Source organism: Aliikangiella coralliicola (assembly GCF_007004725.1).
GTDB classification, from domain to species: Bacteria; Pseudomonadota; Gammaproteobacteria; order Enterobacterales; family Kangiellaceae; genus Aliikangiella; species Aliikangiella coralliicola.
In genome coordinates this window covers 272,479-286,483 of sequence record NZ_ML660165.1, presented here as the reverse complement: position 1 = coordinate 286,483, position 14,005 = coordinate 272,479, and the positions used below count along the sequence as shown (strand labels likewise).

13 protein-coding genes are annotated in these 14,005 nt (G+C 40.5%); 4 read left to right on the top strand and 9 right to left on the bottom strand.

All coding sequences use genetic code 11. The features are described from left to right. Positions 1-140: 140 nt before the first annotated feature. Both FLL46_RS14550 and FLL46_RS14545 read right to left on the bottom strand, forming a co-directional pair. Positions 141-1,058, bottom strand: coding sequence for an alpha/beta hydrolase family protein (locus FLL46_RS14550; protein WP_142894605.1), 918 nt, complete (start codon positions 1,056-1,058; stop codon positions 141-143). A gap of 59 nt (positions 1,059-1,117) precedes the next feature. Next, the gene (locus FLL46_RS14545) at positions 1,118-1,741 is read right to left on the bottom strand and encodes a TetR/AcrR family transcriptional regulator (RefSeq protein ID WP_142894603.1); all 624 of its coding nucleotides are present in this window, start codon (positions 1,739-1,741) and stop codon (positions 1,118-1,120) included. A 278-nt stretch (positions 1,742-2,019) separates the two neighbouring features. Here FLL46_RS14545 and FLL46_RS14540 point away from each other — a divergent pair, with 278 nt between their 5' ends. Continuing rightward, positions 2,020-2,577 carry a DUF3592 domain-containing protein gene (locus tag FLL46_RS14540; RefSeq protein ID WP_142894601.1) on the top strand — a complete coding sequence of 186 codons (558 nt, stop codon included), beginning with the start codon at positions 2,020-2,022 and terminating at the stop codon, positions 2,575-2,577. Positions 2,578-2,681: 104 nt separating this feature from the next. Here FLL46_RS14540 and FLL46_RS14535 read toward each other — a convergent pair whose 3' ends face one another. Beyond that, positions 2,682-3,650 (bottom strand): catalase, encoded by a 969-nt coding sequence (locus tag FLL46_RS14535; protein ID WP_142894596.1) that lies wholly within the window; start codon positions 3,648-3,650, stop codon positions 2,682-2,684. 100 nt (positions 3,651-3,750) lie between these two features. Between FLL46_RS14535 and FLL46_RS14530 the strand changes: the two genes are divergently transcribed. Beyond that, positions 3,751-4,188, top strand: a complete 438-nt coding sequence (locus FLL46_RS14530; RefSeq protein ID WP_210418713.1) for a MarR family winged helix-turn-helix transcriptional regulator — start codon at positions 3,751-3,753, stop codon at positions 4,186-4,188. A gap of 70 nt (positions 4,189-4,258) precedes the next feature. Here the strand turns inward: FLL46_RS14530 and FLL46_RS14525 are convergent, their stop codons facing one another. Both FLL46_RS14525 and FLL46_RS14520 read right to left on the bottom strand, forming a co-directional pair. Then, positions 4,259-6,115 carry a DUF885 domain-containing protein gene (locus FLL46_RS14525; protein WP_142894594.1) on the bottom strand — a complete coding sequence of 619 codons (1,857 nt, stop codon included), beginning with the start codon at positions 6,113-6,115 and terminating at the stop codon, positions 4,259-4,261. A 122-nt stretch (positions 6,116-6,237) separates the two neighbouring features. After that, on the bottom strand, positions 6,238-7,119 hold the full coding sequence (locus tag FLL46_RS14520) for a LysR substrate-binding domain-containing protein (protein ID WP_142894592.1): 882 nt from the start codon (positions 7,117-7,119) through the stop codon (positions 6,238-6,240). Positions 7,120-7,350: 231 nt separating this feature from the next. Here FLL46_RS14520 and FLL46_RS14515 point away from each other — a divergent pair, with 231 nt between their 5' ends. After that, on the top strand, positions 7,351-7,746 hold the full coding sequence (locus FLL46_RS14515; protein WP_142894590.1) for a RidA family protein: 396 nt from the start codon (positions 7,351-7,353) through the stop codon (positions 7,744-7,746). Positions 7,747-8,012: 266 nt separating this feature from the next. Next, positions 8,013-9,425: a serine hydrolase domain-containing protein gene (locus tag FLL46_RS14510; protein WP_168204170.1), complete on the top strand. Its 1,413-nt coding sequence runs from the start codon at positions 8,013-8,015 to the stop codon at positions 9,423-9,425. 78 nt (positions 9,426-9,503) lie between these two features. On the opposite strand, the gene FLL46_RS14505 is transcribed toward FLL46_RS14510, so the two are convergent. The 4 genes from FLL46_RS14505 to FLL46_RS14490 form a co-directional block, all read right to left on the bottom strand. Continuing rightward, positions 9,504-9,983 carry a cupin domain-containing protein gene (locus FLL46_RS14505; protein WP_142894586.1) on the bottom strand — a complete coding sequence of 160 codons (480 nt, stop codon included), beginning with the start codon at positions 9,981-9,983 and terminating at the stop codon, positions 9,504-9,506. A gap of 176 nt (positions 9,984-10,159) precedes the next feature. After that, positions 10,160-11,860 (bottom strand): PKD domain-containing protein, encoded by a 1,701-nt coding sequence (locus tag FLL46_RS14500; protein ID WP_168204169.1) that lies wholly within the window; start codon positions 11,858-11,860, stop codon positions 10,160-10,162. 62 nt (positions 11,861-11,922) lie between these two features. Beyond that, positions 11,923-12,732 (bottom strand): vWA domain-containing protein, encoded by an 810-nt coding sequence (locus FLL46_RS14495; protein ID WP_142894583.1) that lies wholly within the window; start codon positions 12,730-12,732, stop codon positions 11,923-11,925. A 429-nt stretch (positions 12,733-13,161) separates the two neighbouring features. Next, positions 13,162-13,650 carry a winged helix-turn-helix domain-containing protein gene (locus FLL46_RS14490; protein WP_142894581.1) on the bottom strand — a complete coding sequence of 163 codons (489 nt, stop codon included), beginning with the start codon at positions 13,648-13,650 and terminating at the stop codon, positions 13,162-13,164. Between the last annotated feature and the right edge of the window lie 355 nt (positions 13,651-14,005).

The following is a 14,005-nucleotide window of genomic DNA, read 5'->3' as shown; positions in this document are numbered from 1 at the left end:
TTTTCTAGTCAATCTCAAAATGCGAAAAATAAACTATTTAAACAGGGAGAAGTATTCATTGCTAACTGCTCTTCCTCACACACCAATGTCTCAAAAATTATGTCATTTCTACGTATCGTTATTTAGCAAAAACACCATCATTAGTTATTCGGGGATAAGGTTTTTGAGTCATTTTCTTGGCTTGAATTTAATGTCGCACTGATTACTGATTCGATGACTTGCCTGTGTTGAAGAATTTCGTGATTTCCTTTGATAACTTTTAGCATCGCTTTCTTATTAAATTTTTTTAATTCTGCCATATACTTTTTGGAGAGATAGGGCTTCGTGATTTCATCTTTGTCGCCGACATAAATCGAAATTTGAGAATCGTTGGAAATTTTACTGACTAAATCGGTTGGGGAAGAAATTTTCAGGTCTCCTTTAAATCCATCGTATTGGCTTTTTGCATACATATCAGCTCGCCACGCTTTGATGTCACAGGGACAAGATACGATAAATGCATGGTTTACCAATAGTGGGTTGAGTGCGATTAGTTTTGCAGCGATGGCAGCACCACCAGAATGACCGATGAGGAAAACTTTATCAGATTCATATCGAGCTTTTAAACTCGCAATTGCGTCAGCAACCTGCTGCACACTTTTATCATCGTAGTTGTCGCCGACACTTTGACCTCTTTTACCATCAGATGTTCGGTTAAAGTCGTCAGTGTACCCTGGTCTTAACATTCCCACACTAATTACATTCTCGCTGTTCTTTGCAATTTTTTGTGCGAATCGATATTGATATGAAGGCTTTCCAAACGGCGCATCGCCATGTAGCGTGATCACGAGGATAGGTGATTGAGTTATTTTTTTGCTTTTGTAGGTTTCTATTTTTGTGCAAATATTGCTGACGCGAACTTCATTTTCTATATCGTTACATTGATCCAATTCTGAATTTGAAGGATTCGACTCTGAAAGTATTGGGCTTGATAACTCTGACTTTGAAAGCGTTTGGTGGGAAAACATTAAACTTGAAAACATGATCATCGATAGCGCTACATTTTTCGCAATAGACATTATTTTAATTTCCTTACTAGGTCGGCATTGATAGAGGTTTATTTATGTTTAATTTGGTACTAATTGATATACGTAAATACAACATTTGATAATTCTGATGTGAACTGTTTATCTGACATAGATAAACCTAACGATGGTGTAATATCTGGATAGAGCACACGTTCGATGATGCATGATAAAATTAAAAAACTAACCATATTCGCCTTTTTTTCAGGGTGCTTATGGCCTGAGTACTCCAGTAGATTAGCAATTACCTGCTCTATGTTTTTGTATTGATCCAAGCGTTCTTGAGTTTGTTGAGCAGACACAATATTTGGATTAAGTCGAGAATAGAGGTGCAATGTCCTAATTATGCCGCGGCGCGACTTAAAGTAGTGATAAATATCTGCCACTAAACTAAACGATAATTCCTTGACCGATTTTCCCCTCCAATAGGTTGGAGAAAAATGTCGGTTTGTCCACTGTGCCATGTCTTCATGATATTTTTCGTAAACTGCGGGTAGAAGGGCTTCTTTGTTTTCAATTCGTCGATAAAAGGTACCGACAGCAACATTAGCGAGCGAAGTGATCTCTTTGATCGATATTTGTTCAAAATACTTATCTTGTAGCAATTGATAAAACGCATCTATCAATTTTGATAATGTCTTTTGGCTACGAGATTGTTGGCTCTTAATCCCCGTCAAATTTTATCACCTTACTCAGATTACGGCAGCGTCAATATAGCAAAACCTGAACAATATGTGAATAGTGATTCACATATTGTTACGTAAGTATACTATCAATGCCTATTAACTAGTCATTGCATACTAAATTATATTGTTAATAGTATTTCCTGTTTAGTTACTATAAGAATTTACAATGAATAAGTTCTCCAATGACGACATTGACTGTCAATCGAAGAGACTATAACGTTATTCGCTATTTTAGAGAAAAGCTGGCTAATAACTAGAGGATTAGGAAAATGTCCAGTAGTTTTGTGAAAATAGTAACCGGTAGAAGTGTTTATTCAATATCATTTTTGTTGATATTTATGTTAGTTGCTCCCCTTGCATTTTTTACGGAATACGAATGGTTGGATTCGGTAGCCTGGTGTATGGCAACGATCCTTGGTTTTTTTATTTTCGCTACCGGAGTGATTACTCTCAAAGAGGCTAAAGATAGTCCTACATGGCCTAAGGCTGAAGCCAGATTAATTAGTTCTTCACTCACTTGGCATACCTCAAACGGAAGTAAACGGTATGCACCGAAAATACATTGTCAGTTTCGAGTCGGAGAGCAGGACTATTCGGGAACTGAATATGATTTTAGCGCTAGTTATACTAAGAAATCAGAGGCCGAAGAAAAACTAAAGTTGGTAAAAGCGATGCAACCATTTTGGGTGTTCTACAAACCTGGCGACCCCTCTGTCAATGTCATTCAACCAGGGATACATTCTGTTCATTTTGCCAGGATGGTTATTGGAGCGGTCGGAACGGTCGTTTCAATCCTGAGCTGGGCTGGAGTGATCAAATATTTTTAGCGGCTCCCCTTTGACGAAAGGGAGCTAACGCGGCTAGGCATTTAGTAGAAAATTAAACGGTTATAGATTTTTCTTAAATATATATTATTACTTTGTTTTCCTGATTATTTTCCTCGCTTTGATTTTTCTGCGCTTCTTCTTCCAAAGGATATGGCATAGGCGTTACGCCGTGCTTGTAATAGTGGGTCAGCTGAAGCTTCGAACCCTTTGGACAACACCAGGGGATCATAATTGATAGCGTCGCATTTTCCTTCACGCTCTGAGCTGATCGATAGCACTTTCAGTTTTGCTGCTAGTATTTGTTTGTGATCTCCACTCCACTGAATAGCGGCATTGTTGATAACGTCATTTTCGTTTGCAATGGTAACAATCATGTTCCAACTAATTGAATGATTTTTCAGGTTTTGCTGCATATTGTCAAAAAAGAAATCAGGTTTTTTATCAACGACAAAAGAGAGTGGTTCTGCAGGTACAAAAGACCACCTGACCGCTGTTTTCTCGCTTTTCGCGTTTACCAGAAAAAAACTATTCAGACTGTTATAGGTTGAGTTTTCATAGGGCGTTAAAACTTGTGCTTTTTTTGACATGTGTTTTTTAAAGCGTTGAAGATCGGTGTTTTTCATTTTGAATGCTTTTACTGCTGCGGGGCCTTGAGTTTTCGCGTACATCAATTCTGCGAAAGCCTCAGGGGTTGATACTGGGAAAAAGTCCAAGGTGTTCATTGACATATTGTGCACTTCGCCAGAAGTCGTCGAGATTGATAGTCCCATACCATATTCTGCCGGTTTGTCATCGCGAGCAGAGTTGTTACCGCCTTTGTGAGACAGTCGACCGATTACTTTTGATTCGTTCAAAAATAGTGCGCTATTTGAATACCGTTTAATTGCTTTATCTTCAGGCGTTAGCACTGCTTCGAAGCAGAATCCTTTCGTATGATTGCGCCGCTTTCCTTCCGTTACACCAAATAACTTTTCAAAAGCGTTGACTGTATCGACTGCTGAGCTATCAGCACGCGCTTCGAGAATTCCATTAAACAGTAAAACAGCTCCCAGGCATAAAATTTTTCGATACATGTTAATTCTCCAGCTATGGTGTAGTATGTGTAAATACTATTCGTGTACTAACTATATTTCAACTAAATATTGCATATTTAATCATTCATAGGCAAAATCTATGTTTGTTTTAAAAGGAGGCAATCGATTGGCAGCAGCTCAATTAGATAGTCAATTGTGTTTTGCGTTGTATTCCGCGTCGAACCGGTTGACCAGTATTTATCGTCCTATTCTTGAGCCACTAGGTTTGACTTATACTCAATTCATTGTGTTGATGGCCTTGTGGGAAGAAGACAACATATCCATCAGTCGACTGGCGGAGAGAGCTGGATTGAGCAAAGCAACCATGACACCTCTGTTAAAGCGATTGGAGCAAAAGCAACTGATTCAACGTCAGTATTTGGCTGACAATGAACGTCAGAAAAATATCGTTTTGACTAAAGCAGGTCGCGAACTTTCGCAAAAAAGTGAAGCGATCACCGAGCAGGCGTTTTGCGAAACAGGATTATCAAAAAAACAGGCCAGTGAAATCATCAGGCTCTGCAGAAAAATATCCTGAAGTTCTGTTGATTATAATTTTTAAAAGGTCAAACTCTTGAGCGTATGACCTTGTTATCTGGCTTAATTATTTAGTTACCAGCGGGTGCGAGTTTCTCGGCAATGTAATTATTAATCACTTCTTCTAATAGATTCAGTGGCATTGACCCGCTGCCGATTACTTTGCTGTGAAATTCCTTGATATCGTATAGGTTACCAAGTTGAGTTTCGGCGAGTTCGCGTAATTCAAGAATTTTTAACATACCGGTAGTATAGGCTGTTGCTTGACCTGGCCATACGCTATAGCGGGCAATTGAGCCCGGAATGCCTACTTTTTCTAATGAGAAAGCTTCTGCCTGAGCGTAGCTCCAACCTTTACTGTGAATGCCAGTATCAAGTACTAATCGAGATGCCCGCATTGCCTCAAATTGTAATCTTCCCAAATCAGCATAGATTTCGTTTTCGTACCAGCCGAGATCTTTGGCAAGACGCTCTGCGTATAATCCCCAGCCCTCAACGAATGAGGTGAAATTTTCTTTGCGGCGAAATGTTGGTAGATTTAGTTCTTGAGCCAATGCAATTTGCAAGTGATGTCCCGGCACCGCTTCGTGGTAGGCTAGTGTTGGCATCGTTGTATAAGGAATATCTCCCGCGGTATAAGCGTAAAATGCACCAGGGCGACTGCCATCATCGGCGCCCGCAATGTAATATCCACCGCTCTCTCCGCCAATTACCACGACTTCTTGTTGTGGCAACTGCTCAAAAATATTGGGTAACTCGGCGTATGCTTCGGCGATAATCTGTTCATAAACCTCAACTGCCTGATTGCCTGCGATGATTCCAGCGCCGGCATCAACGCGAGCGAAAAGCTGAGCTAAAGTTTCATTTTGAGGATAGCCGAGTTGATCGAATAAGACGCGCATTTCAGCTTGAATTCGCGCTAATTCGTCAAGGCCAAGTTGGTGAATTTGATCGGCGGTAAGATTTGAAGATGTGAAATAGCGTAATCGATAATTGTAAAAGTCTTCACCACCTTCGAACTGACCAAAACCAATATTGCTCGGTGCTTGTGAAAGTACTGCCCCCATTTTATTAGATAGCGACTGATATGCCGGAAGTACGCGTTGCTCTACTGTTGCCAACAGAAGGGCAAGCATTGTGCTTCTCTCGCTGCTACTAACATCATTAAGTTGCGCGACTTTTTCATTAAAAGTTTGGTAGTAGGAAGTTGCTGTTGCCGCGCTCTGTGCCATAGCATCTACCTGGCTTTTGGAGAAGTTTAAAGTGATGGAGGGTTCAACAACGCCGGCTGCTTGCCTGGTATCAAGCAATGTTTCTATTTGTTTAAACCGCCGGCCAATTTGATTCAAGAGCGCCAGGTAATTTTCAGCATCGCTCTTATTTGCAATTGGCATCACTTCGGTAAAAAATGACTCTGTGCTTCCTGGCCAACCAAAGAAACCATAAGTAGCAGGGTATCCAAAATTTCTATAGGTCGCTTCCTCTAACTCAAACTCTAAGAAAGCTTTATAAACGTCGAAGGAAAGTTTGTCAGGATCAGAAAGAAGTGAACGATCATATGCGAGAAGTAAGTTGAGAATTCTTTCCTTTATAGCCACTGTTTGAATATCAAAGTCATCAGCAATATTATTTAATTCAAGGGCCTCGATTTGAAACTCACCTAGTCTTCCATCAGCGATAATGCTTTGATGGTCGCGTTCAACCAGAACTTTGTAGGACTCTTCAAAAAACTCTGTAATAGTCAAAGGGGTTAATCGAGTTGTGATTGTGTTGAGCAAAGTATCGGTATCAATTAGCACATAATTGGGGACATTAGCGAGAACTAGTGGTGGAGGTTCATCTGTGCCTTGCGGTGGTGTGCTAGAGCCGCCTCCACCACAACTGAGAACAAATAACAGGCCAAAGAATAACAGAGAAGAATATTTCATCAGTTCACCTCCAGTTTTTATTGTTATCGTTATTTTTTCAGGATAGTAAGTTCATTATTGCACTGAAAGTAAAAAAAATCAGGTGAAATTTGTTATTCACGAGCAGTGCAGTATTAGTGAGCTTATTGGATTGCCATTAGCCACTTGCGTAACTTGACTAAGTTGGGACTAGCTTTGTCACGTTGTCGGCAAACAAAGTTGAGAGAACGATCAAGTGGCACTTGCACATCATCGAGTCTAACTAAAAGTCCTTCGGCAAGATCATCGGCGACTAATAATTCACGTGCAAGCGCGATTCCTTGTCCATTTATCACCGCTGAAATCATCACTGTAGAATCTTTAAATCGCATGTCTGGTTTTAGATAGTTACCTGAAACATCATGTCCAACTATTGCTAACCAATCCAGCCACCTGTCATCAAAGTCGTCTACTAAGATTGGCAGCTGGCATATTTCTTTAGGTGTTAACGGGAGAGTTTTATCCGTTACCAAATTAGGGGAGGCGACAACAATGAGGGATTCAGCGGTGAGCTGTTCCCAGAAGAGTCCGTTGTTTTCGGGGATGGCGAAGCGAAGGGCTGCGTCGACTTCGCTGATATCAAAATCGATAAGTTCATCACTCGTATCGAGAAAAATTTCTACTTGAGGGTTTTGGGCTCGAAAACTCGATAGCCTTGGAACAAGCCATTTTGTTGCCAGGCTGGAGGTGAGTGAAATTGTGAGGGACTTGTTAGTTTTCGGCTGGACAAATTCGATCAGACCTTTCTCTAACAGAGTGAAGGCTTGCCCGGTCATTAAATGCAGTTTATCGCCGGCAAGCGTTTTCTCAACGCCGGTAGAAGTCCGTTTAAATAATTTAACACCAAGATATTCTTCGAGTTGCTTTATTTGTCTGCTGACCGCGCCCTGGGTAACGGACAATTCCTCCGCGGCGCGACTTAAACTTCGATGTGTAGCGGCCGAATCAAAAGCTTGCAAAGCGCGAAGATGTCTAATTTTACTCATGGCTAATTATGACTTTTTTGTAAGTCTTATTGCAATTCTTATCTAGTTTAAAGTAATAGTCATTTAAAATCATATAGTTACATCAGTTTTGCATGGCTAAATGTTGTCTGGCTATGAGAAAAACTCATAAGTAGTTGCGATAAATTAGTTTTATTTTATCGGTGTCGCTCAGTAGGATTGAGTTTACTGACAGCCTGGTCGTTCCCACTAACCTTTACCCGAGGTGTCTACATGACTATTTCAATTCGCCACGACCCATACCCGGTAATGCCTCCGTATGAAGATATCTATGCTTTTGGCGTTGAGACACGGGCTCAGGCTCGAATTCTCAACATTTCTGGTCAGGTGGGTGTTTCTCCCGAAGGGGAGCTGCCTTCAGACTTTGCAGGCCAATGTCGGCAAGCTCTGCACAATGTTGAAGCCATTTTAAAGAAAGCGGATATGAAACTGAGTGACATTGTAAAAACAACTTTTTACCTCACACGGCGTGAGGATATGCCTGCATTAATTGAAGTTCGTAAAGAAATATTGGGCGGTGTTCGGCCGGCGAACACCACGCTTTTTATCTCCGGTTTGGTTTCGCCGGACTGGTTTGTTGAAGTGGATATTATTGCTTGCGCGAAATAGAAAAGAAAATGTAGTGCGTGATATTAGTGACGAAAAAGTTCTTTAACCATTTATTGTAGGCGATTTGCTGTTTCAGTTTATACGATTAACTAATCTAACTATATTGGAAGTTTGTGTTGGAGGTTTAGTTAAATTTTTATTTAAAAAATATTCGAATATATTAAAAGTCCCACTTTTCTGCCACAATGATAATAGTTGTAAGGAGGGGGGTTTTTACTTCCAAACTCAGGTTAAAATTTGACACGCTAACCCGCAAAGATTTCTTTATGCTTCGCAAACGACATTTTTTGTTCTCCTTGATTGGTTGCTGGCTTGTTTTAAAAACAATGCCCATTCTCGCGATTGAGAACAGGGCTGACCGCTTTGTTGATATGGTCGAGCGACTCGATCAAATTCAGAAACAACATAACATTCCTGCATATGCGTTAGTTATTTCTGATCCTCAAAAGGTTATATTCGATCAAGTTCGAGGCGTCGCTGAATCAGGTTCGAGTGAGCCGGTTTCACAAAATGCTTACTTCAGAATCGGTTCCATCACTAAAACTTTTGTTGCGCTTTCTGCGCTAGTCGCAGAATCTCAGGGAAAGTTGAAATTAGATGAGAACATATTTAAATATCTAAAAAAGACAACATTAAAAAATAAGTTTGAAAAAGATCATCCAATTACAATTGCGCAACTGCTAGAACACTCTGCCGGTTTAACGGATATGAGTAAACAGGAGTTTGATTCGAACGATGTCGTCACATTAGAGCAAGGCCTGAGGAGGTTTGAGTCTGTAAGAAAAACTCTGTGGCAACCGGGAACTTTTAACTCGTATAGCAATACTGGCTATGGTTTAGCAGGAAGAGTATTAGAAGTTGCTATGGGGGCTGATATCAATACTGTTGTAACTCAGTTAGTTTTTAAACCGCTTGAAATGTCAACGGCAACGCTGATTCGATCAAAAAATGTTAAGAGTCAGCTTGTGCCTGGCTATCAGAGCGATGGTACTGAACTGATCCCTTATTGGAATATGATTTACCCGTCGTTAGGCGCAATTAACCTTCGACCTCGCGATATGGGCAAGTTATTACAACTCTATTTAGCGCGGGACTCTGAAATTATTACCGCAAAGATGCTACATCGTCAGGAGAACCCTGAAGCTTCTCTTGCCGCGCAAAATGGGCTTAGCTATGGTTATGGACCTGGTTTATATCAATGGTATCGTAACGGTTATCGGTTTTACGGCCATGGCGGTGATGCCGATGGATACCTTTCTCATTTCGGTTATCAAAAAGATGCAAAGCTGGGATATTTTTTTGTGATCAATACTTTTAATAATCGCGCAAAGCGAGCGATGAAAAGAGTGATTGAAAATTTTTTAATCCAGGAGCTTCCCAAAGCTCAGGTTATGCGAGAAGTAAAGAGTCAACTTCCACGAAAATTTGAAGGCGCTTATCAGTCTGTTACCCAGCGTTTTTTTCGACCATCGTTTAATTTGATACAACTGCGTTGGCAGAGGGGAAGACTTTATATTAATGAAGGGGATGAAGACTGGCAGCCTTTAATATACCTGGGGAATGGATTGTTTCGAAGAACTTTTGAAAGCCAACCGAGTTTAATTATTTTTAATCACGAGGATAAAACGTTTTTGGTAGGAGACGAGGGAAATTATCAGAAAAGAGTGCTTTCTGAATAAATTATTCGTTAAGCCGCACCCAGATTGAAATAACTTACTTTTTATTATGACGCTGAGAAGGGCCCGCGGCCCCTCGTTCTATTCACTTTCTCCATCATAGTAATCGGTGCCTGCATTGCGATGAGTGATATGCACCAGAGGATTGCCTAGAATATCAGACATGGCGAGAATTTTATCTGAGTCTGGATAGTGAACAACATCAATATTTTCATTATTCGAAACCACTAGATATCGAAGATCTTTATCGGATGTATTAGTCAGTTGATGAGCATCGCCTACATTGGAAGCAACAACATCTCCGGCCTTCACTGAGTATTCTTTGTCGTTGTGGCGTATGGTTCCTTCGCCTTCCAGGATAATATGCATTTCTTCAATGGTGGAGTGTGCATGATAAGGAAAAGTGCATTTTCCCGGTGGCAGTACAAATAATCCACAACCTAACTTTTTAAGACCGATTTCGGCGCCGAGTCGGGCATACCCAAACTCAAATTTACCACCATCGCCTCGGGTTTGGAGTTCAAGTGATTCTAGACTGGTAATTGACTTTGTTTCGCTCATATTAAGTTCCTCGTATTTTTCGAGAATAAGTATAGACTTTAAGGCAACAAATGAATATCAGCGAAAATGATTTAGGTGGTGTATGGCGAAAGGGGGGCTGAGTAATTTAATTCAATTAATAGCCACTGGCTCGATAAAAGCTAATTCTATCGAACCAGTTTGGGGTCAGAAGATAACTACCAATCTCCGCCCCAGTCGTCATTGTCAACAGTAACATTCACGGTGGTACTGATACCATTTTTATAACTCACAGTAACAGGGTAAGTGCCTGAACTTTGATAGGTGTGGTTCATGGTTGAAGAAGACTTGACGTTATTCAGATAACTAATTTGACCGTCGCCCCAATTGATTTGGTAGTCAACAGGGAATTTATTAGCAAAGCGACTTACACATGACCGGATGCTGACAGGTAACGAAACCGCAAGTGAACTTGCCTGAGTTTGTGGCCGCAAAATTGGGCTAAATGCGCTACTGCCTGGTGATAAGAAGTCAAAGAAAAATAGGGAAGTGTCCCAGATTTTCCAATATTTTGGTCTAAGAATATAAGCGCCGAAAACTTTGGCTTCGCCTGTTATCCCAGCCTCAAACTCTATGGTTGATAAAGCTGCACCGACTGTTTCTCGGTGTCCGTCATTGTTTCCGTCACCACATAAATTTCCCCAGTAGCCGTATAGTTCGATTGGAAAAGATGGTTTTACACCGACCTGCGCGTATAAAAACCATTCACCGTAAACAAAAGGACGCGCCGCAATGTGTAGATAAGGTTTAATCCTTGCACTTGCACTAATTGATGCACCCAAAGAATTTTGTAGGCTACCACTCAGGTTTTGGTGTTGAGCGGAGTTTTTAGTACAAGCGGAAGTGGTACAGGTGTAATGGAAATTACCCTTAAAGTGAACGGGTTTTACTAAAGCAACTTGTCCGGTCGCTTCTACCTGAATGTTTCCGGTGCCAACTTCTATTGGTAGTTTCATCGCGACACGTACAGGAATTGGGCCAATCATAAACCAACTGTCCATTACTTTAGGCTTTGCTATCTCCCATTTAAAATCACCAAAATCATGTTGCGCTTTACCGGTGAGGCTGAATTTTCCAGAGGCGTCGTAGTTTGATTTTGCGACAATGTTTCTTACTCTGAATTTATAAGGAATACAGAACCGACGCTTGTATCGATAGTTAAGATCCAGATTAAGGTCAGCTTTGACTTTTAGATCGCCTTTGAAGTCAATGTAAGCATTATCTTTTCCGAATCGTTTATCGTGAGAAAAGTTCTTATCAATCGATTTGCCAAAGTGTTTGGATTTGTTTCGCCAGCCGCGGCACTTTTTAAACCAGCCACTAAACCATCCTTTGATTTGACGTTTTGAAGTCGATGTGCGGGCTGAGTTAAGAGTGTTAGCCGCCTCGTTGTCGCCTTCGGGAAATTGGATTTCTTCCTCTATAACCTGTTGCAAGTTATATTCGTTTGCGTAGGCTTCTGCTTCTGCGTCACTACTGATCATCACGCCACGTCGATCGATAATCCAGGTATGCGGATTTAATTGTTCTGGGTCTTGCGCATTGTTTCGCGCCAAAGGTTGATTGGCATCCCAGTCTCCGCCCCAGCTGTCCATTTCATTTTCCAGCTCTTCCTTTTCTTCAATGGGTAGTCCGCCAAAAAGATGAGCATTTTTTGCGCCTTCTCGGCTATGGATATAATAAAGTTCTTGTACCCTGGTCTCGCCATTGGCGTCGGTAAAAGTGATTTCTCTTAATTCGTATCCTGGTGCCGATGATAGCGTGTTGGTACTAATTAGTTTTGGTTGGATATTTGCAATGCTATGTAACGAAAAAGTCATACCCAGCAATATCAGCAGGTATTTTTTTATTGAAAACATATTTAAGTCCCTCATTAAAATCGATTTAAAAAGGTATGGTTTCCCATACCCTCACAGGCTATTTACCATTCACCGCCCCAATCGTCATCGTCACCAGGATTACATCCTGTGTCGCAATTTCGGGTGTCGGAAATTACGATTGATTTTCCGCCGGACATAGCAGAAAGTGACAGCAGTTGAGAGACTTCTTGATCACGCGCGTTGGCGGCCTGAGAACGACCAGAAACCATTTTTAACGGATCTAAACCTTCAAGATCTGCGATGCGCTGTGTTGCATAAGCTCGATTAACATTACCACCGTTGTATAAAATAGCGGTGTTGTACTGGATCATTGGGCTGGCAAATATTTTTGGCACAATATGAGTGGAAATATAACCTGGGATAGGGCCGCCGCAGGTCACTGAAGAGTTTTCTCCAGCATCGGTTATTGTGAGCATTCTAAGTTTTGAACCGGCCGAAGCGTTGTTACGTAATTCGTCAGCACTCAAGCAGATAGCATCTCCTAGCGCAGTGCTACCTGTGCAACTGACTTGAGCGAGTTGGCTCTCAATTTGGTTAAGGAAGTTCTGTCCTTGCGTATTGGTGGGAGTATAACCTTGGATATTTTTGAAGCCGCTAGTTAACGAAGTTAAAGCGTTTGGACCGGCGAATGTTTTCACGTTGATATAGTCAGCTTTTCCTAATGCAATTTTCAAGTTGTCTATCAACTTCCGCTTTCCGAACTCACAGCGAGACTCACCATTACTTCTTAATGATTGCATTGAGCCGGTTTTATCAAAAATCGATGTCGCCCAAGTTTCAGCCTGTGCGCTGGTTGCTGCCATTAATAAGCCACCAGTGAGTATGGCGCTAAGTGTTGCTATTTTAGACATGGTAAATTTCCTCTATTTAAAGTATTGAACGTGAAGTTTCTACGTTAATTTTGTTCTGTGTAGTTGGTGCTGTGACAAAACACAGCGTCAATACTTTAATGCGGTTCGCAATGTTTAATTCTCAAATTCGAAGTGAAAAAAGTTTAAGGTTGAATGAGGAATTTGTTTTTTTATTGAATTACTGGTGAAATTATTAAGAACTTCTTAAGAAGTCCTTAAATTAGTCTGAAGTATTAGTAATAGAGATTTTTATTCAAGGAAGTTGGCTTGGGAATTCTCTAATTAATCTACAGGTGAACTGTTAAACTAAGCTCTTAAGATGAAGAGAAACAGAGTGCTTTTAATGGTTGTCGCGAAAATGTTATTGATTGATTCCAACAATTTGTTGAAGCGGGATTAAGTTTCAGTCGCGTAATTTAGATGATACGATTACATTAATGTGAAGGCGATTGTGGAGACTAGTATTAGACTCACTAATATGATTATTGTGCGTTTAGTTAAAGTTCTAGAAACGATGGTCTTTTTAGTTTCAGATTTAATGACGTTAACCGGGCAAGATACTTGAGCGGTTAATAAGTAGCCGTATTTAGGAATCGTCACTATCATTGATTTTTGTTCATCTTTGAGTAGCTTTCTCAGTTCATAAATGCTCCCTTTCAGCACATTCTCGGACACAATTCTACCACTCCAAACCTTCTCTAAAAAGTGGTGGCTTGCAATGGGGGTATTAGGCTGTTCCAGAAAAGCCAAAAGTACGCCTGCAGTTTTTTTTCTGAATGTGCGTTTTTGACCGTCAGGTAGTTTTAAAAATTGCTTGTCGATATCTACAATAATTTGATTGTTGACTAAGAAAGTTTTATTGGATTCTTCTTCGCCTAAATAGAGTGGATCTAGGTCGAATTTTTGATAGCTTCCCATACTACGCGCTCCGTCCCGGTGAGCTTTCTTTCGATTTGTTCAGGTTAAAAAATACTGCGACTGCAATTAGATAATAACTTTTAGATAACAACTTGGTGCAAGTGATGGCTAAACAAAAAAGTAGGTTACCCATACGAACGGAATATTTATACATGAGAGAATGAACATTTTAAAATGAAATTTTCATTATTTGTGATTTTATTCTAATCGGAGATTGAATGTGTTTATCCGGTTTTCTATTTAGATTCACAACTGGTTGTTAGGTGTCCAATGGAAAGTGCTTGGTAGATTTTAAAAATAGGTTCTTTATTTCGTCGAGAGCCGAACAGTTTTTTCTTGCGAGTGTAGAATTTGT